Origin of the sequence: Protofrankia sp. Cj5, assembly GCF_917627405.1 — a bacterium.
Taxonomy (GTDB): domain Bacteria; phylum Actinomycetota; class Actinomycetes; order Frankiales; family Frankiaceae; genus Protofrankia.
Map to the genome: position 1 here is coordinate 1 of NZ_CAKJTO010000086.1, position 18170 is coordinate 18170.

The window sequence follows — 18170 nt, forward strand, 5'->3', positions numbered from 1 at the left end:
GGGTCAGGTGGTGCTGGGCGGTGGGTCCGCGGCCAGGCGGTGCAGCACCGCGGGCAGCTCATCGGTATGCAGCACGGTGAGTGTCTGGGTCGCCCTGGTCATGGCGACGTACAGGTCGGCCAGCCCGCGCTGTGAAGCGGCGACGATCGCGGCTGGCTCGACCAGGATGACCGCGTCGAACTCCAGGCCTTTGGCCTCCGTCACAGTGAGGATCACGACAGTGGCGGCCAGCATGTCCGCGTCACCGGGCATACCGCCAGCCGGCACGGTCGTGAACGCCGCGCGGACGGCTTCGACGAGATCCGCTGGGCAGATCACCGCGACCCGGCCGTCGCCGACGTCCTCGGCGGCGTGACCGGCCGCGTCCATGACCGCGCTCACCAGGGCGCCGGTGCCGGTGCCAGTACCGGTGCCCGTGCCGACGCGCAGCGCGACGGGATGCCGCCCGGTGGTACGCACCGAACGCGGTGGCCGCGCGACCGGGTCCTGCGCGGCGAGCACGTCAGCGGCTACGTCCATGATTTCGAGCGGGGTCCGGTAGTTGACGGTGAGGTGCTCCGCCCGCCACCTGTCCCCGATATGCGGGGCCAGCGCTTCGGCCCAGGAACGGGCCGCGCCCGGAGTCGCGGCCTGGGCGAGGTCACCGACCAGGGTGGCCGACCGCATCGGGCAGCGCCGCCACAGCAGCCGCCACAGCATCGGCGACACTTCCTGGGCCTCGTCGACGATGAGATGGCCGAACGTCCAGGACCGATCCCCGCGAGCGTGGTCGACGGCACTGCGTCGTGCCCGGGAGCCCGACCACCGCTCGGCCATGCCCGTCGCCACCGCCTCCGCGTCGACCAGCCCGGTGAGGCCGAGGCCGTCGAGGACGTCGAGGGCGTACGCCTGTTCGGCGCGCCGTTCCCGGTCCGCCTCCCGCTCGGCGCGCTCGGCGACGTCGGCGTCGGGATCGCCGAGCAGCTCGGCGGCCTCATCGAGCAGCGGCACGTCGGCCGGCGTCCATGCGGCTGCGGTGTCGGGCGGGCGGTGCAACAGGTGCTGCTCGTGCTTGGTCAGCTTGGCGGCGGCCGCGGCGGTGGCGAGCCGGGCGGGTGTGGCGAACAGATCGGCGAGCAACGCCTCGGGGGTCAGCCGCGGCCACATCGCGTCGATGGCCGCCCGGACTCCCTGGTCGGCGTGCAGGTAGGCGGCGATCTCCTCCCGTTCGTCGCCGTCAAGCAGGCCACCGGCAAGGTTCGCGACCACCTGGTTGGTGAGGGCGGCGATTGTCTCCCGGACAAACACCCGCCGGGCCATGTTGTGCGGACGGCGGCTGCGCCGTGCCCGGGTGCGGGCATTCTCGACAGCGCGACGCTCAAGACGGAGCACGGCGCCGTCGTAGGGGACGTCCACATCGTGTGCCGGGACCTCCTGGCGGGCCTTCACCGCCTCGGCCACCAGCCTGGCCATCCGCAGATCCCCCTTGAGGGCGACGACGCGGCCGTCCTCGTCGCCGACGGCGTCGACGCCGGGGAACAGCCGGCTCGGGGTCGCGAAAACCACACCCGTCTCACCGAGGGAGGGCAGCACCTGTTCGATGTAACGCAGGAAAATCGGGCTCGGGCCGACCACCAGGAGGCCGGAGCGGGCGAGCCGTTCCCGTTCGGTGTAGAGCAGATAGGCGGCCCGGTGCAGGGCCACCGCGGTCTTGCCGGTGCCCGGTCCGCCGTCGACGATCAGGACGCAGGACGAGTCAGCGCGGATCACCGCGTCCTGCTCGGCCTGCAACGTCGCGACGATGTCGTGCATACGGCCGGAGCGGGGTGCGGACAGGGCCTCCAGCAGCGGCCCGTCACTGCTTGATCCGTTTGATCCGCCGGCGAATCCGTTCCGCGCGCCCGCGATGTCGAGCACGTCGTCGGTGAATCCGCTGATCTCCCGCCCTTTGGCACGTAGGTGCCGGCGCCTGCGCAGGCCGTGCGGGTTGGCGAGGGTCGCTTGGTAGAAGGTGGTGGCCACCGGGGCCCGCCAGTCGACCAGCATGGGCTCGTGCTCGTCGTCGGAAAGACCGATACGCCCAATGTAGACACGCTGGTGGTCGGCACGGCCCAGCGGGCTGTGATCCAGGGCGCCGGAGTTCGGCGCGCCGAGCTCCATGGCACCGCCACCTGTGGCGTCGTCGTCTATCGCGTCTATCGCGTCGTCATCTATGGCACCGAAGTCCATCGCGCCGAAACACAGCCGTCCCTCGGCGGCGTCGAGCTGGCCGATCCGGTCGGAGTACGCGGTGGCGAAGGCATCCCGCTCGACCCGTGACTGCGGGGTGCCGGTGCCCGGTTCCAGCAGCACGGCGCGCAACTGCTCGCGGGTCCGGTCGCGCAGGTCGTCCAGCCGGCTGTACAGGGTGTCGACATATTTCTGTTCGCAGGCGAGTTTCTGCTCGTACGTGGTCGGCACCTGGGTCCCTCCCGGCTTGTGCGGTGTGATTGCGCCGGCCGCGTGATTACGCTCCGTTCGTGGACATCCGCACGGGCGTTGGGAACGGCGAGACGAACGTCGAGCTTATGCGGCCGTGCCTCCGGGTGTTCGACCCGTTGGTCAGGGACGGGGTCACAGCGTTGCTCTCGCTACCGCCAGTCACGTGTCAGCGGTCGGCTGTCGCTGCCCATCGGGTGTGGACCGCCGCGCGGGCTCGGCCCCGCCGAATCCGGGCGTGGCGTGCCGCGCGCCGTCCGCGGTGACCACCAGAGCCGCTGTCCGGTCCAGGCCCGCGAGCCATGCCAGCGCATCGGAGCCGCGGGCGAACGCGGCGGTCGCATACACGTCCGCCCACATCAGTGATGGACCGGTAACCGTCACCGCCAGCAGGTCCGAACTCGCGGGCCGGCCTGTCCTCGGATTCATGATGTGCGCGCCACGCGCCGCGCTGCCTGAGGTCGCCACCCCACCCGAGCGGACGGGCACGGTGGCGAGCACGCGCGTGCTGTCAAAAGGATCACAGATTCCGACGTTCCAGGCCGGGGACACCGGGTCAGCCACGTACGCGGCGATGTCCCCGCCCGCGCTCAGGTAGTAGTCGTGGCCGTCGATCGCTGTCAGCCTCGCCGCGGCACGCTCGACCGCCCAGCCCTTGACCAGCCCGGACGGGTCGAACCAGCGGCGGCCGGCGCTGGCTCCAGCGGCGGTCCCGGTCCCAGCCGTGGTCCCAGTCCCGGTCGGATGGCCGGGCGCCGGTAGCTCGGCGCTGAAGTAGCCGTCGGTGCGCCGGGTGGCCTCGGCGCACAGGTCCGCGACCTCCTGGACAAGGGGGTCACAGGCGTCCAGACGCAGTTCGCCCCGGTTCAGCCTCATGATCTCGCTGTCCGCTCGGTAGGTGCTGAACAGGGCGTCCACCGCGCGCAGATGGGCGAAGAGCGCTGTGACGAGCTGTTCGACGGCGCTGTCGCCGGCCGCTCGGGGCCCGCGCAGGTGCAGGCTGACGGGCATGCCCATGATCTGCTCGACCCACGCCCGCCGGGACATCGACCCCGCTGCCCAGGCCGTCATGACAGGTGTGCCGCGTCGATGGCGGACTGCAGCGAACGGATGTAGCCGTCGCTGGTGACGGTCGCGCCGCTGACCACATCGATCTTCGCGTTCTGGGCGGCCACGGCCTCGGAGTTGAGGATCGGGATCGCCACCCGGTTGATCTCCACGTCGCGCGGGTTGTGGTCCGGCACCTGAACGGTCCCGGCGTTGACGATCCGGCCAGCGTCGACAGTGATCTGTACCTGGACGACACCCCACCTGGTGTTGACCTCGGATCCCGTCAGCGTCGTCGATCCGCTGGAGACGCCGCTGGAACCATCGCCAGAGCTGCCGCCGGAGCTGGTGACCGCCGTCGCGGCCATGCCGGTGCCGGTGCTGGTGCGGTAGCTGAACAACAGCACGAGGCCGGCGACCGTCGATGCGACGGCGAGCACGATGCGGCGCATGCCGGAGTCCTTTCTGAGGCTGCCGTGGTTGTGGTCTGGACGCCGTGGGCGGGGGACGCGCTCCCGCGAGTCCGCCAGACCGCGTCTCCCGTCCCGCGCGCCGCTCACCAACGGAAGCGTTCCAGGTGCAGCTGTTCGGATGGGACCCCGGCCAGCAGCGCCGCGTCCCGTACGGCGTCCATCCAGGCGTCGGGACCGCAGATGAACACGTCGTGATCGGCGATGTCGGGCACGATCTGCCGCAGCGCGTCGTCGTCCAACAGGTGGGAGAAGCGTTCCGGCAGCCATGACGAGCGGTCCGGCGAACGGTGCCCAGGCAGGTAGATGACGCGGACGCCGCGTTTCGCGGCCAGCATGTCCAGCTCGTAGCGGAAGATGAAATCCTCCTCGGTGCTGGCCCGGTAGACCAGCGTCGCTTCACCGGGGGAGTAGTCGAGTTCTTCCAGCAGCGCTCGGACCGGGGTGATGCCGATACCGGAAGCCATCATCGTCAGGCGGCGTCGTTGGCGGACGGCAGCGGTGAGCCGGCCGTAGGGGCCCTCGATGAGTACCCTGCTGCCGGGCCGTACGCGGGCGAGTGCGCGGCTGCCGTCCCCGAGGTCCTTCACGGTGATCCGCAGCCAGCGCGGGTGCGGCGGTGCGGACAGCGAGTAGGGATGCCCGCGTGACCACCCTGGTCCGGTCATGAACCGCCAGATGAAGAACTGCCCAGCACTCGCGTGCATCCGTTCGATCGCCTGGCCGCGCAGGTGCAGGGACACGACAGCGGGCGCCTCGGCGACGACGCGGTCAACGACGAGGCTGTGCCGCCAGGTGCGCAACGCGGGCAGGCCGAGGCGGAACACGATGATGCTGCCGGCCGCGGCGGCGTAGACCGTCCACCAGTACACCCTCGCCCACGCTGTCGAGGTGAAGTCCGCGCCGGTCCACAGCTCATGGGGGATGGACAGCCCCACCCCGAGGTAGGCGTACAGGTGCAGCAGGTGCCAGGACTCGTAGCGCAGCCGCCGTCGGGCCGCGCGCACCGAGGTGACGACGACCATCACGAGCAGCGCGAATCCGGTCGTTGCCAGCAGCATGCCGGGGTAGTTGGCGATGAGGTCCCATGCCTGGCTGACGAGGCCGGTCCGGGCCGACGCCGCATAGCCCAGGATGATCAAAACGATGTGGGCGAGCACCAGGTTGAACGAGGCGAAACCAACCAGGCGATGACGCCGGGTGAGTTCATCCTGGCCGTAGCCGCGTTCCACCCAGGGAATGCGCGCCATCAACAGCACCTGGATGAGCAGCAGGTCCGCGGCGACCAGTCCGGTGAGCCGGCCGAGACCGGTCAGGATGCCAGCGCTCCCGGTGAGGCTGGCGATGCCGCCGTGCGCGAGCCACAGGGCCACCACGACGATCATGCTCGCGTACGCGCACAGGCCGGCCACGTCGCGCCACCAGTGCCGCGGTGCGTACGGATGGACCGCGGGCGAGGCTGGTGGCGCCGATACTGTGCCGGGGACGGCGGTGGGTACGGACAGTGACGCGTCTATGGGTGGCTGTGGGTGCGTGGTGGCGGCCTCGGCTGACTCCGGATGTTCGGATGACCCCAGCATCATCAAGCTCATGGGCTGCCCTCCGTGTCCGCGCCCGACCGTGCCGGCGCTCTGACATTGATGGTGGGCAACGGGACTTCAGCGATGCTGAACACAAGCTGTGAGGTTGCTGGGTTCTCCAGGGTCTCCCGGACATTCCCGTATCCGGATCTCCGCCGGCCGACCGGGCTCGCCTATCGGTGGGTGCATCTATCGGTGGTGCGGGCGTGGGTGGGGCGGGTGTCGGTGGTGCGGGCGACCTGGGCCGCGATGCGTGCGATCTGGTGGCGGGGCAGGTCCATCAGCGTCGCGGCGAGCAGCCCCGGGTCGGCTACGGCTGTCTCGACGGCTGCTCGGGCGTCCTTCCTGGTGAGTGAACCGGCGGCGCCCGGTGCCGCGCCCCGGGCCAGCGCCTCCGCCCAGACGTTGCCGACCTTGCCGTGGGCACGGTCGAGCAGCCAGCGGACCATGCCTTCCCCCGCGGTCAGCTCGGCGGTCTCGATCGGGGCCGCCTCGACCAGGGCGAGCCGCTCGCCGGCAAGCCGCCGCCAGCACAGCCGCCATTTCGGCGCCACCAGCCCGCCCAGCGCACCAAAGGAGGCGGGGTCCGCCAGATCGGTATGACCAGCTGGGACAAGGGCGACCAGCCGGTCGGCGTTGACCGCGAGCAGGGTCCGGGCGAGCCACGGTCCCGGATCAGCTGTCAGGTCCGCGGCCACCTGCACCCGGCCGCGTCCGCTGACCGACCGTGGCAGCCCGTTCCGCAGCGCCGTGGCGAGACGGACATGGGCGGGCCCCGAGGGCGAGGCATCCGGAGCGCCGTCGCCGATGAACACCAGCCGGCCACCGTCGAGGCCGGCCGCGGCCGCCGCCAGCAGCTCCTGGGCGGCCGCCGGTGACGGCCCCGCGCTGCCGCTTTCCACCGCCTGCCGGCCCCGGGTGTAGATCGCGGCGCGGCCTCGGGGGCCGGGAGCCGCGCCAGCCAGCTGCCGCCAGGTGGCCGCGGTCGGCCGGCAGACGTACAGGTCACTGGCCGCGCCCACGGCCTCGGCACCGTCGTAGCCGTTGAAGTCCGCCATAATCGCCTCAACGGTGAGATGCAGGTCGCTGACGGCGCGCTGTACCTTCCAGCCGAGCGCCGGATGCAGATCACTGTGCCCGTAGGCGAGCAGCAGCCGGCCACGCAGGGTGTCACGCAGGCCGGCCAGCCCTCGTTGCAGGAAGAGGGTCACCCCCTCGGGAGTGTACGGCGGATCGGTGAAGATCAGATCGGCCCAGGACTCGGTGACGGCAGGCAGCCCGAAGCGCAGGTCGGCGAACAGGCAGCGGATGTCCAGGCCCCTCCGCCTGGACTGGGCATCGATGAACTCCAGCAGCCGTTCATCGAGGTCGACGACGGTCACGGACAGGTTCGGGACAAGGGAGCAGGCCGCCAGCGAAGTGAGATCATGATCGCCGATGCACAGCAGGCGCGCCCCGGCGAGGTCGTAGGTGGAGTCCATCCACAACGCGCGCCGAGCAGCGGTCTCTCCGGTGGCCGGGACGTGGTCGAGGTCGACGCGCGACGGTGGTGCCGCGGCCACAAGCTCGGCCATGGTGTCCACCAGGGCCTGGCGCGCGGCGAGGCGTTGCGCGAGCGGATCGGTGAGCTGGGTGCGGCGGAGCTCGTCGAAGCCGAAATGGTCTCGATAGGTGACTACCAGTGACTCTTTGATCATTACCGCGCCGCCGGGCCGCCCCGGCTCCTCCCGCAGGTCATCGGCGAGGCAGTCGAGGATCTCTTCGACATTACGGCGGGCCACCCCCGAGGCGCGGACGAGGTCGCCGATGGTCCACGGCCGTTCGGTCAGCAGCGCGATCACTCGCCGGAGCGGGCGTGCCTGCGCTCCGTAGCCGGCGACGAGGCGCTCAAGCCGGTCGAGTGCCCGGCCGCGGGCTGCCGGCGGCGTGTCCGCGGCCGGCGGCGGGCCGATGCCGGCCATGCCCAGGTCGTTCTCCGCGGCGCCGTGAACTGTCATTTCCCCACCATCATCTTCCCATCCTCGCCCTTTCCGCACACTGTCGCCTTCCCGCGGCTACCTTCCCGCCTTCCCCTTCCCCCTTCCCGCCCGCTCCCTTCCCGCCCGCGCCTGAGTTCGCGTATGGATAGTCTTGTCGTCGTGCTGAGAATGTTCGATCCGCGCACGGGCCTGCCGCCGGCTTCGCGGCCGTGCGGGCTCCCGCCCACGGCGCTGGACGTGCCGGCCGTTCTCGGCGCGGTCTGCCCTGTCCACGCCCACGCGGTGGAGGTGTACGTGCGATGACCGCACATGCGATGGCAGAGCATGATTCATCTTCCGGTGGTGGGCCGGTGGCCAGGGCCAGGGCCAGGGCCGCATGACACGCCCGCTGACCTTCGACGAACTGCCATTGCGCGACGACCTGCGGGGCCAGGCGCCGTACGGCGCCCCGCAACTCGACGTTCCGGTGCTGCTCAACACCAACGAGAATCCGCATCCGCCGTCCGCGGGCCTGGTGGACGCCATGGGCAAGGCCGCGGCGCTCGCGGCCACCGAGGCCAACCGGTACCCAGACCGCCAGGCTGAGGCGCTTCGGGCGGATCTCGCCTACTACCTCACCCCGGACGCCGGTTTCGGGCTGCGTACCGATCAGGTGTGGGCGGCGAACGGGTCGAACGAAGTGCTCCAGCAGCTGTGTCAGGCGTTCGGCGGGCCCGGCCGGGTCGCGCTCGGTTTCGAGCCGTCCTACACGATGCACCGGCTTATCGCGATGGCGACCGGGACTGGCTGGGCCGGCGAGCCCCGTGAACCCGACTTCACCATCACCCCGGCCGCGGTGACCGAGGCGATCCGCCGGCATCGGCCATCCCTGGTCTTCCTCACGTCGCCGAACAACCCCACCGGCACCGCGCTGCCGAACGACGTGCTGGCCGCCGCGTGCGCCGCGGTCGACGAGACCGGTACCGGCATGGTTGTCGTGGACGAGGCCTACGCGGAGTTCAGGCGGGCCGGGGTCGCAAGCGCTCTCGCCCTGCTGCCGTCACGGCCGCGGCTGGTGGTGACCCGGACGATGAGCAAGGCGTTCGCGCTCGCCGGCGCCCGGGTCGGTTATCTTGCCGCGCACTCGGCCGTCATCGACGCGTTGCAGCTCGTGCGTCTGCCGTACCATCTGTCCACCTTCACGCAGGCGGTCGCGCGCACGGCGCTCGCGCACGCCGACGAGCTGCTCGGCACCGTCGAGGCGGTGAAGGCGCAACGGGACCGGATGGTGGCCGAACTGACCGGGCTCGGCTGCGCCGTGGCGCCCAGCGACGCGAACTTCGTGCTGTTCGGGCGGTTTCCCGATCAACGCGCGGCCTGGCAGGCCTTGCTCGACGCGGGCGTCCTCGTCCGCGACGTCGGCCTGGCTGGCTGGCTGCGGGTCACCGCCGGTCTTCCCAGCGAGGTCGACGCCTTTCTCGCGGCCGTCGGCGTGCTGCTGGCCGACCCGGCCACGACGCCGGCGTGCTCCGATCACCCGGCGGCCACCCGGCAACCGGCTTCCGGGAAGGCAGGGCACGCATGAGCCGCACCGCCCGGATCGAACGCAAGACCCTGGAGTCGCACGTCGTCGTCGATCTGGACCTCGATGGCACGGGCGTGTCGTCGTCGTTCACCGGGGTCCCGTTCTTCGACCACATGGTCAGCCAGCTTGGCAAGCACGGCGGGTTCGACCTGACCGTGCGTACCCGCGGCGATCTGCATATTGACGCGCACCACACGGTCGAGGACACCTCGATCGCGTTCGGTGAGGCGCTGCGCGAGGCACTCGGCGACAAGACCGGGATCCGGCGGTTCGGTGATGCGCTGGTACCCCTGGATGAAGCGCTGGTGCAGGCGGCGGTGGACCTGTCCGGCCGGCCGTACTGCGTGGTCGTCGAGCCGGAGCTGATCGAGCTCATCGGCACCTACGACACGACGCTGACCCGTCATGTGTTCGAGTCGATAGCCGCCGCCGCGCGGATCGCGCTGCACGTGCGGGTGGTGTCGGGGCGCAACGCGCACCATGTGGTCGAGGCGCAGTTCAAGGCCGTGGCACGGGCGCTGCGGGACGCGGTGGCCCGCGATGGGCGGGTGGTCGGCGTGCCATCCACCAAGGGCGTTCTGTGACCGGGGTGAGGACCGTGACCGGGGCACGCGTCCCGCGCGGGGGGCGGCGGTGACGGCTCCGAAGGTGGCTGTCCTCGACTACGGATCGGGGAACCTGCGCAGCGCGCAGCGGGCGCTTGCGCGGGTCGGTGCCGACGTGACCGTGACGTCCGACCTGGCTGCGGCCAGGGCCGCGGACGGGCTCGTGGTGCCCGGGGTGGGTGCTTTCGCCGCCTGCATGGCCGGGATCACCGCGGTCGGCGGGGCGGCGGTTATCCGTGAGCGTGTCGCCCGCGGGCGTCCGGTCCTCGGGATCTGCGTGGGTATGCAGGTTCTCTACGACCTGGGAGACGAGCACGGGGTGCGGACCCCGGGGCTCGGCGTGCTCACGGGCGAGGTACGGCGTCTCGCCGCGCCGATCCTCCCGCATATGGGCTGGAACACGGTGGCCCCGCCGGCCGGCACGGTGCTGTTCGACGGGCTGCCCGAAGCCGTCCGGTTCTACTTCGTCCACTCGTACGCGGCCAAGCCGACGCCCGAGGACACCGTGGCCGAGCATGGTGAGCCTTTTGCCGCCGCGGTGGAGCGGGGGCCGCTGTGCGCCACCCAGTTCCATCCGGAGAAGTCCGGAGACCCCGGTCGGCAGCTGCTCGCCAACTGGTTGGGCACGCTGCGTTAGCCTGCGTGGCTGACGTGATCAACAACGCAGGCTGTGGCGGGGGATAGGGCCGGGTCTGCCCGCCGTGTGCCGATCCGCGCTGGTTCCATGGTGGGGTGGGGGTAGCCGTCCCGGAAGGAGCGCGCGGTGGTCCCGTCCCATCGGGTCAATGCTCACGCAGGCCGCTTCGACCCACGTAGCCATGATCTTGTCCATGACCCGTATCCGGTCTTCGCCGAGCTTCGGGCCGCCGGCCGGCCGGTGTGGAACGACGACCTCGGGATGTGGCTGGCGGCCCGCTACCGTGATGCCGACGCGGTGGTGCGCCACCGTGGGCTGGGCCGGATCTGCCAGCCACGCCTGCCCGAGGAGCTGTGGGCCGGTTTCAACAAGCTGGAGCGGGACTCCATCCTGGGCTGTGAGCCACCGAAGCACACCCGGTTGCGCGGGCTGCTCGGCAAGGCGTTCGCCCGTGGCAACATCGAACGGCTGCGGCCGCACATCCGCGAGCTGTGCCAGGTCCTGCTCGACGGAATCGAGGCGCGGGCGCGCGACGGGCAACCGTTCGACCTGATCGCCGAGTACGCTGAGCCGCTCCCGGTGATGGTCATCGCGGAGCTGCTCGGTATTCCCGACAGCGACCGGCACCTGCTACGCCCGTGGTCGGCCGATCTGGTGAAGATGAACGAATACGAGCGCAGTCCCGCGCAGGAGGCCGCGGCACGGGTGGCGGCCGCCGAGTTCAGTGCCTACGTACACGCCCTTGCCGCCGAGCGTCTCCGGCGTCCGGACGATGGCCTGATCACCCATCTCGTCCAGGCGGAGCAGGAGGGCGACCGGCTGGCCGAGGACGAGCTGGTCGCCACCGTTGTGGTGTTGCTCAATGCCGGGCACGAGGCCAGTGTCAACTGCCTCGGCAACGGCATGGTGGCGTTGCTGAGCCACCCCGAGCAACAGCGGCGCCTCGCCCGCCAGCCGGCGGAACTGGCCGCCACCGCGGCCGAGGAGTTCCTGCGTTTTGACTCGCCGTTGCACCTTTTCGAACGGACCGCCATGGCCGACGTGGAGATCGGTGGGGTCGTCGTGCGGGCGGGGGAACGGATCGCGGCGCTGCTCGGTTCGGCCAACCGCGACCCCGAGGTCTTCGAACGGGCTGACGAGTTCGATGTCGGCCGGGAACCGAATCCGCACGTCGCTTTCGGCGGCGGCGTCCACTTCTGCGTGGGGGCGCCGCTGGCCAGGGTGGAGCTCGAGACAGCCCTGCGCAGCCTGCTGGAGCGCTACCCGACGCTTTCCCTGGCTGGTACCCCTGTTCGGCGCCCCACGTTTGTGCAACGTGGCTGGTCCTGTATTCCCGTCACGGTCTGAATCACCGTTCTCCGCTGGGTTCCCGACGGGGATCGCCATCGCCGTCATTGTGATCGCCGTCATTGTGGTGGGAACGGGGCGCTGGGCGCACGGGAGAGAACATTGCCGTGCGCCCGGCAGCCTATGACACCGGGTGGTTGCCGCTCAGCCGGCCAAGAAATTCGGTGTTGTCGTAAAAGTGCTCGACCTCGAGCAGTCTGAGGTCGTCGGCGACGCGGGCCACGCTGACACCGAACATCTCGACGCGTTCACCGGTCGGCTCGAACCCTTTGTAGGGTCCGCTGAAGGTACCCCAGTGGCGCCACTTGAAAGTGATTACAGGCGGCGGTGAGTAGACCTCCAGGATCTCCCAGAAGAAGCCGCCGGGAAGGGCCTTGAGGAAGACCTGATGGGAGGATTCGAAGGTCTCGTCGCTCGCCGAGTAGTAGGGGTTCTCACCTATGAGGATGTTGTAACTGCCTCTTTCAACGAGGTCCTGGCTGTTTGCCCAGGGGCCTCCGTTGACGCGGGTACGGAACTGGTCGGTGACCATGCTGACCCACTGGGCCGGGTCTTTCTTGTGGGAGACCTCCATCTCGAAGACCTGGACCACGCGTTCGACGATGTCGGCCAAGGACCCCTTGGCGTGCTCGTGGGTGCGTTCCTGGGGCATTGTCACTTTTGACAGATGGTAGTCGGGTGGCTCGCCGCCGCGCCACCGCACGCCAGCGGAACCAGCGATGACCGCGTCCCGGCCCTGTACATGCAACGGCTGGTCCGCTGCCTGGTCCGTTGCGTTCCTGTCGTTCACCATGTTGCTCCTTCTGCCGTCCGGGCGGTGTCAGGATGCGTCGAGCGCCGTCGTGGAGGTCTCCGAAGCGGGATGGGATCCGGCGCGCGGTCGATTCGTGCCACATACGTCGGTGCGGGTTAACGTGACGTCCGGACGTTCCGGACGCTCTGAACTTCCGCCTCCCCGGCATGCTACAGCTCATGATAATTATGGGAAAATGGGGCGAAAGTCCTGAGCCGGGTGAACTTATGAATATCCGGAGGTAGCAGAGTGCCAGGGCGTGCCGGCGACCAAGGGCATAGTCAGGGCCACCGTCAAGAAGGTGGCGGCTGCGACGCGTGTGGTATAGGCGCGATCTTCGCCCCGCTGGATCCAGGCTTCGGGCCGGGCCGGGCCGGATCGTAGCCCTCCGACCGGGTAGGAAAGTGTTATGCGGATGGTGGGAAACGTTTTCTGGCTGTTGTTCGCCGGGTTTGAGCTGGCTGTTTGTTATCTTGTCGCCGGTATTGTGTGTTGCCTGCTGATTGTGACGATCCCGTTCGGGATCGCGGCTTTCAGGCTGGCGGGTTACGTCGTCTGGCCCTTCGGCCGGGTCGTGGTCGACCAGCCCGGTGACGCTCCGGTCATGCTTTTCCTGGTCAACCTGCTGTGGTTCTTGATCGCTGGGTGGTGGCTTGCGATCGGTCATTTGATCTTCGGCCTGGTGCTGTGTGTGACAGTTATCGGCATCCCGTTCGGTGTGGCGTCGTTCAAGATGGTCCCGCTGGCGATCGCGCCACTGGGCCGGCGGGTCGTCCCGTTCCGGGATCTTGATCCGCATGCCCGGGTCGCGGCATCCGTCTACCGGTGATGGTGACTGTGGGTGCCGCGAGCCCGCTCGCATATATGATCATGAATGGCTCGGGCTGGCGTCGGTCCGCCCGGACCCCAGCCGCCCGGACCCCCGGACGGTTGAGTGATTGATGAGACTTGACGTGAGGGTTGGCTGCTGATTGTCTCTCTGATGTCCGAGTGCTGGAAGCCGGTGTGAATCCGGCGCGGTCGCGCCACTGTGACCGGCCCGCCCACAAGGAGCGACGTCGGGAGTCAGACCCATCGCCGGACATGTCCTGCCGAGTGGAACGCGTGATTCCTGTGGAGGTCTCGCAATGGCATCTGCACTGGCGTATCCTGCCGCCAACGTTCCGGCCACGCCCGCGGCCCTGCCGACGATCCCGTTGCGTGAGCTGGCCCCATTTGCGATCTTCGGCTCGGTCCTGGCGCTGCTCCTGCTGTACTTTGTCGGCGCCGAGCAGGGCGCGGTATCGCTTGTGGGCGGCAGCTATGTCCACGAGTTCGTGCACGACGCCCGTCATCTGCTCGGCTTCCCCTGCCACTGAGCGGGTTCCGAGATGGTTCGCGCCCTGTTGATTCGTGGGATGTTGGTGGGCGTGGTGGCCGCCGTGTTTTCCTTCGCCGTCGCCAAGGTCCTTGGGGAGAGCGAGGTCGGGCGCGCGATCGCCTTCGAGTCGGCGCGGGAAGCCGCCGAGGGCGTACACGGAACAGAACTCGTTCCCCGGGCGCTGCAGAACACCATCGGCTTGCTGACGGGCCTGTTGGCGTTCGGTGTCGCGCTCGGCGGCCTCTTCTCCCTTGCCTATGCCTGCGCACAGGGCCGCCTCGGCGCGCTGGGGGCGCGCGGGACGGCGGCGTTCGTGGCGCTCGCGGGATTCATGGGAATGTACCTTGTGCCTGCCCTGAAATATCCGGCCAACCCGCCGTCCATCGGTAATCCGGACACCATCGGCGAACGCACCAGCCTGTATTTCACGATGATGTTGATTGCGTTGTCGGTGGTCATCGGCGGTTGCGTGACGGCTCGGCGGCTCACGGCGAGGTTCGGTGCCTGGGACGCGGCATTGCTGGCCCTGGCCGGTGGGCTGGTGATAGTCGGGCTGGCCTATTACCTCCTGCCGCAGGTGCACGAGACCCCGGACGCTTTTCCCGCTGATGTGCTGTGGCGGTTCCGCGTCGCCTCATTAGCGATCAACGTGACGCTCTGGGCGACGATCGGCCTGTTGTTCGGGGCGCTGACCGATCGCGCGCTGCGGGCTTCGGCAGCGGCTGGCTCGCCGGGGGGCCGCGGCGCGCCCGGGGCTGGATCGCTGGTCGCCACCGAGGCATGACCGGTCCTGGCACCGGCCCGCCGCGCCTCACGCTGATCAGTCACGCGCCGACCGCCGCGACGCGGGCCGCGCGGTTCCCGAGTGATGAAGGACTCGACGCCGGGGAGCTGCGCCGCTTCGCGGCCGTCGGAGCCCGCCGTGCTGACCTCGTGTTGTGTGACACGTCGCTGCGTACCCGTCAGACAGCGGACGCGCTCGGCCTGGCCGGCGCCACAGCTGATCCGGCACTGCGTGACCTGGATATGGGGGACTGGCGGGGGCGCGCGCTTGCGGAGATCCCATCAGCCGATCTTGCGGCCTGGGTCGGTGACCCGGCCCAGGCGCCGCACGGTGGCGAGTCCGTGGCCGAGCTCATCGGCCGTGTCGGGCAGTGGCTGGCGCGCGGCGCGCGGGTATCGGGACGCACCATCGCGGTGACGCATCCGGCCGTGATCCGCGCCGCGTTGGTCGCGGTGCTGCGGTCGCCAGCGGAGGTGTTCTGGCGTATCGACGTCCCGCCGCTGTCCACGACGTTCCTGCACGGGCGTGCGGGTGATGTCTGGAACCTGCGGCATGCCTGCCTGCCAATAACCGGGGAAATGACCGCGACAGGCGCACCGGATGAGCGGGAGACGAGTGCCGCGGTAACACCTACCACGGCATAGCCGTGCCGCCGTGCCAATGATCACGATCGTGATATCGCGGTCACGGTATGGATGCGTCACCGGCATATGTTGATGATCAGTTTCCGGTCGACCGGTAGTGCCGCAGGCCAGTACGCCATGCGGCCGCGGCGAGCGCGAGCCCGGCGGCGGCGACCAGCGGTGAGGCGAAGCGGACCATGATCGGTAGGTCGAGCGGGTCGGGCTTCGCGAGCACGTACAGCGCGGGCTGCCAATTGAGGAAGGCCAGCGGCACGATGAAGGTCAGCGTCCGCATGCCCTGCCGTCCATACAGCGACATCGGGTACTGCGTCAGGAAGTTGCCGCCGTAGGTGACCGAGTTCATCGCCTCCGCTGTCTGCTGGACGAAGAACTGGACGGCCGCACCGATGATCCAGATCGCGCTGAACAGGGCGACACCGGCTGTCAGCAGCACGGGTACGAGCAGCACCCGGCCCGTGTTCCACGGGACGTCCAACCCGGCGATCGCAAGCCCGAGTACCCCAAGCCCCTGAGCGAGGCCACCGAGCCGACGTGGTGAAAAGCCGTCCGTGGCGACCTGGACAAGCAGCCCGACCGGCCGGACCAGCATCACGTCGAGGCTGCCGTCGCGGATGCGTTCGCCGATGCGCTCCATCGACCCGAAGAGCAGATTGGACACGGCGAACGAGGTGGCGGACGTCCCGTAGAGGAAGGCCACCTCGGCGAGGCTGAAGCCGGCGAGCCGCGGCACGTTTGTGAACAGCACTTTGATCACCGCGATGTCAAGGCCGGTCGCGAGAAACTGTCCCATCGTCAGCAGCAGCACCGATGCGCGGTACTGCCAGGATGCCCGCGTCCACATCCCGGCGAACAGGAGGTACTGGCGTACCAGGAGGAAGCGGTCATGGTTTCCGGCCGCCGCATGTCTTTCCGGTTCCAGCCGGGGCGCCGGGCCGGCGTTCTCACCCACCCTGGATCACCAGCTTCCGGGTGGCCTGAGCGGTGAGAAGGCCACCGATCCCGAACAGCGCGGCGGCCCACGCGACCTGGAAGGCGAGCCCCGTGAACAGTGACGTGTCCGTACGCTTGCCCAGAAAGATGTCCGCTGGTATTTGCATCATGGCGGCGAACGGCAGGGCCTGGGCCGTGGCCCGCAGCACGGCGGGCATGATGGCAAGAGGGACGGAGACACCGGAGAAGAACACCGCGCACAGGGTGTAGGCGTTTTCCAGACCGCGTTGATCGAGTAGCCAGAACGAAGCGAGAGCGATCAGATAACGCAGCCCGAAGCTGACCAGGAAGCCCAGCATGATGGATAACGCGAACAGCCCCCAGATGGTCGGGTCGCTGGTGATGCGCAGGTCGAACAGGACCGCGGCGACCGCCATCGGCGGCACCCCGCGGACGACCAGTTGGACGGCGCCGCGTCCGGCGTCATCCGCCAGCCACCAGGCCTGGAGGTTCACCGGCCTGGCCAGGTCCACGGCCACAGCGCCGGAGCGGATGCGTTCCGGCAGCTCGATGCCGCCGCCGAACAGCGCCATGGATGTGATCAGCGCCTGTCCGAGAAACACGAACGTGACCACGCCGGCAGTGTCGTACCCACCGAGACCTGGCCGTTGGCTCCAGACCTGGAGCAGGACGTAGGCGCGAATGATCCCGAAAACGGTGTTGGTGAATGCTCCGGCGGCGGTCGCGGCTCGGTAGCTCGCGTATCGGCGGGCGCTGCATCGGGTGACGGTGAGGTAGGTGATGAGTGGGGCTGTCATCGTGATCAGGTCATCACCGTGCGGTTGTCGGGTTGGGTTTCGGGCCGGTCTGGCTGGGCAGGGGCGTCCCGCTCATGCCCGCGGCGTAGAGCTGGGCGATGACGTCTTCGATCGCGGGCTCCCGGATGGACAGGTCCACCAGGGGGTAGCGGTTGGCGATCGCGGTGACCAACGGTGCCGCGCTTGCCGCTGTAGGGAACGCCAGCCACTGGCGTGGCCCGTCGACCCGCACCACCCTGGCACCAGCGACGTCGATCGGCGGGTGCGGTCCAGAAAGATCGACGATCAGAGTGCGTTCGCCACCGATGCGGGCGCGCAGATCGGTCAACAGCCCGTCGAAGCCGAGCCGGCCCTGATCGATGACCAGCACTCTGGGGCACAGCTGCTCGATGTCGGTCATGTCGTGGGTCGTGAGCAGGACCGTTGTCCCGTGTTCGCGGTTGAGGCCGGTAAGGAATTCGCGCACCGCGGTCTTGGACACGACATCAAGACCAATTGTCGGCTCATCAAGGTAGACGATTTCGGGGTCATGCAGCAGCGCGGCGGTGAGATCGCCGCGCATGCGCTGGCCTAATGACAGCTGGCGGACGGGGGTGTCGAGGAAAGGAGCCAGTTCGAGGATGTCGACGAAACGGTCCAGATTCTGTCGAAATCGGGCGGCTGGAACATGATAGATATGCCGGAGCAGGTTGAAACTGTCCCGCAGCGGCAGGTCCCACCACAGCGTTGTGCGCTGTCCGAAGACCACCCCCAGGCGATGGGCCAGCTGTATCCGCTGCCGGGAAGGATCAAGACCGCTGACCCGGATGCGGCCGGTGGTGGGCGTCAGGATTCCGATGAGCATTTTGATGGTCGTGGACTTGCCGGCGCCGTTCGGGCCCAGATACCCGACCATCTCGCCGGCCCGGACACGGAAGGTCAGATCGGTTACGGCCGGCACGTCCACTCGTTCGCGGCGAAACCGGCCGGCCCTGCGCCGCAGCACGAACGTCTTCTCGACCTCGGCGACGTCGATCACGGTATCGGTATCGGTATCGGTATCGGCGTGGTGCGGGTGAGCTGTGCTCTGCCGCCCATCGTGTGGATCATCGGTCTGGCCTGCGGACGGCTGGCGCGGCACGGTCACAGTCAATGATCATAGCGGTGTCGTTGTCT

General features: G+C 69.1%; 18 protein-coding genes and 1 riboswitch. Of the genes, 9 read left to right on the forward strand and 9 right to left on the reverse strand.

Translation table 11 applies throughout. From position 1 onward, the window contains the following. Positions 1–3: 3 nt before the first annotated feature. The 5 genes from MJ777_RS17155 to MJ777_RS17175 form a co-directional block, all read right to left on the reverse strand. Positions 4–2439, reverse strand: coding sequence for an ATP-binding domain-containing protein (locus MJ777_RS17155; RefSeq protein WP_239377131.1), 2436 nt, complete (start codon positions 2437–2439; stop codon positions 4–6). 180 nt (positions 2440–2619) lie between these two features. Next, the gene (locus tag MJ777_RS17160; RefSeq protein WP_239377132.1) at positions 2620–3528 is read right to left on the reverse strand and encodes an FAD:protein FMN transferase; all 909 of its coding nucleotides are present in this window, start codon (positions 3526–3528) and stop codon (positions 2620–2622) included. Next, positions 3525–3956 (reverse strand): FMN-binding protein, encoded by a 432-nt coding sequence (locus MJ777_RS17165; protein ID WP_239377133.1) that lies wholly within the window; start codon positions 3954–3956, stop codon positions 3525–3527. The genes MJ777_RS17160 and MJ777_RS17165 overlap by 4 nt, the downstream gene beginning before the upstream one ends. Positions 3957–4060: 104 nt before the next feature. Beyond that, positions 4061–5566: a ferric reductase-like transmembrane domain-containing protein gene (locus tag MJ777_RS17170; protein WP_239377134.1), complete on the reverse strand. Its 1506-nt coding sequence runs from the start codon at positions 5564–5566 to the stop codon at positions 4061–4063. A gap of 161 nt (positions 5567–5727) precedes the next feature. Next, the gene (locus tag MJ777_RS17175; RefSeq protein WP_239377135.1) at positions 5728–7551 is read right to left on the reverse strand and encodes a bis-aminopropyl spermidine synthase family protein; all 1824 of its coding nucleotides are present in this window, start codon (positions 7549–7551) and stop codon (positions 5728–5730) included. 123 nt (positions 7552–7674) lie between these two features. Between MJ777_RS17175 and MJ777_RS17180 the strand changes: the two genes are divergently transcribed. The 5 genes from MJ777_RS17180 to MJ777_RS17200 all read left to right on the forward strand — a co-directional run bounded on the left by MJ777_RS17180 (position 7675) and on the right by MJ777_RS17200 (position 11686). Next, complete coding sequence (locus MJ777_RS17180) at positions 7675–7836, forward strand: hypothetical protein (RefSeq protein WP_239377136.1); 162 nt, start codon at positions 7675–7677, stop codon at positions 7834–7836. A 73-nt stretch (positions 7837–7909) separates the two neighbouring features. Continuing rightward, positions 7910–9097, forward strand: coding sequence for a histidinol-phosphate transaminase (locus tag MJ777_RS17185; RefSeq protein ID WP_239310653.1), 1188 nt, complete (start codon positions 7910–7912; stop codon positions 9095–9097). Further along, positions 9094–9681: an imidazoleglycerol-phosphate dehydratase HisB gene (gene hisB / locus MJ777_RS17190; protein ID WP_239377137.1), complete on the forward strand. Its 588-nt coding sequence runs from the start codon at positions 9094–9096 to the stop codon at positions 9679–9681. The genes MJ777_RS17185 and hisB overlap by 4 nt, the downstream gene beginning before the upstream one ends. 49 nt (positions 9682–9730) lie before the next feature. After that, on the forward strand, positions 9731–10339 hold the full coding sequence (gene hisH, locus MJ777_RS17195) for an imidazole glycerol phosphate synthase subunit HisH (RefSeq protein ID WP_239377138.1): 609 nt from the start codon (positions 9731–9733) through the stop codon (positions 10337–10339). A gap of 126 nt (positions 10340–10465) precedes the next feature. Beyond that, on the forward strand, positions 10466–11686 hold the full coding sequence (locus MJ777_RS17200) for a cytochrome P450 (RefSeq protein ID WP_239377139.1): 1221 nt from the start codon (positions 10466–10468) through the stop codon (positions 11684–11686). Positions 11687–11807: 121 nt separating this feature from the next. On the opposite strand, the gene MJ777_RS17205 is transcribed toward MJ777_RS17200, so the two are convergent. Beyond that, complete coding sequence (locus MJ777_RS17205; protein WP_239377140.1) at positions 11808–12479, reverse strand: SnoaL-like polyketide cyclase; 672 nt, start codon at positions 12477–12479, stop codon at positions 11808–11810. 415 nt (positions 12480–12894) lie between these two features. Here MJ777_RS17205 and MJ777_RS17210 point away from each other — a divergent pair, with 415 nt between their 5' ends. The 4 genes from MJ777_RS17210 (at position 12895) to MJ777_RS17225 (ending at position 15267) form a co-directional block, all read left to right on the forward strand. Further along, complete coding sequence (locus tag MJ777_RS17210; protein WP_308128326.1) at positions 12895–13308, forward strand: YccF domain-containing protein; 414 nt, start codon at positions 12895–12897, stop codon at positions 13306–13308. 166 nt (positions 13309–13474) lie between these two features. Then, a riboswitch (cobalamin riboswitch) is annotated at positions 13475–13550 on the forward strand. A gap of 56 nt (positions 13551–13606) precedes the next feature. Then, the gene (locus tag MJ777_RS17215; RefSeq protein ID WP_239310659.1) at positions 13607–13837 is read left to right on the forward strand and encodes a CbtB-domain containing protein; all 231 of its coding nucleotides are present in this window, start codon (positions 13607–13609) and stop codon (positions 13835–13837) included. Between the two features lie 12 nt (positions 13838–13849). Further along, the gene (locus MJ777_RS17220; RefSeq protein ID WP_239377141.1) at positions 13850–14623 is read left to right on the forward strand and encodes a CbtA family protein; all 774 of its coding nucleotides are present in this window, start codon (positions 13850–13852) and stop codon (positions 14621–14623) included. After that, positions 14620–15267, forward strand: coding sequence for a histidine phosphatase family protein (locus MJ777_RS17225; RefSeq protein ID WP_239310661.1), 648 nt, complete (start codon positions 14620–14622; stop codon positions 15265–15267). The genes MJ777_RS17220 and MJ777_RS17225 overlap by 4 nt, the downstream gene beginning before the upstream one ends. 76 nt (positions 15268–15343) lie before the next feature. Here MJ777_RS17225 and MJ777_RS17230 read toward each other — a convergent pair whose 3' ends face one another. Genes MJ777_RS17230 through MJ777_RS17240 form a run of 3 tightly spaced genes read right to left on the reverse strand, consistent with a single transcriptional unit; the run spans position 15344 to position 18033 of the window. Next, positions 15344–16216, reverse strand: coding sequence for an ABC transporter permease (locus MJ777_RS17230; protein ID WP_239310662.1), 873 nt, complete (start codon positions 16214–16216; stop codon positions 15344–15346). Continuing rightward, the gene (locus MJ777_RS17235; RefSeq protein ID WP_239377142.1) at positions 16209–17015 is read right to left on the reverse strand and encodes an ABC-2 family transporter protein; all 807 of its coding nucleotides are present in this window, start codon (positions 17013–17015) and stop codon (positions 16209–16211) included. Before MJ777_RS17235 ends, MJ777_RS17230 begins: the two co-directional genes overlap by 8 nt. A gap of 13 nt (positions 17016–17028) precedes the next feature. Continuing rightward, the gene (locus tag MJ777_RS17240; RefSeq protein ID WP_239377144.1) at positions 17029–18033 is read right to left on the reverse strand and encodes an ATP-binding cassette domain-containing protein; all 1005 of its coding nucleotides are present in this window, start codon (positions 18031–18033) and stop codon (positions 17029–17031) included. Between the last annotated feature and the right edge of the window lie 137 nt (positions 18034–18170).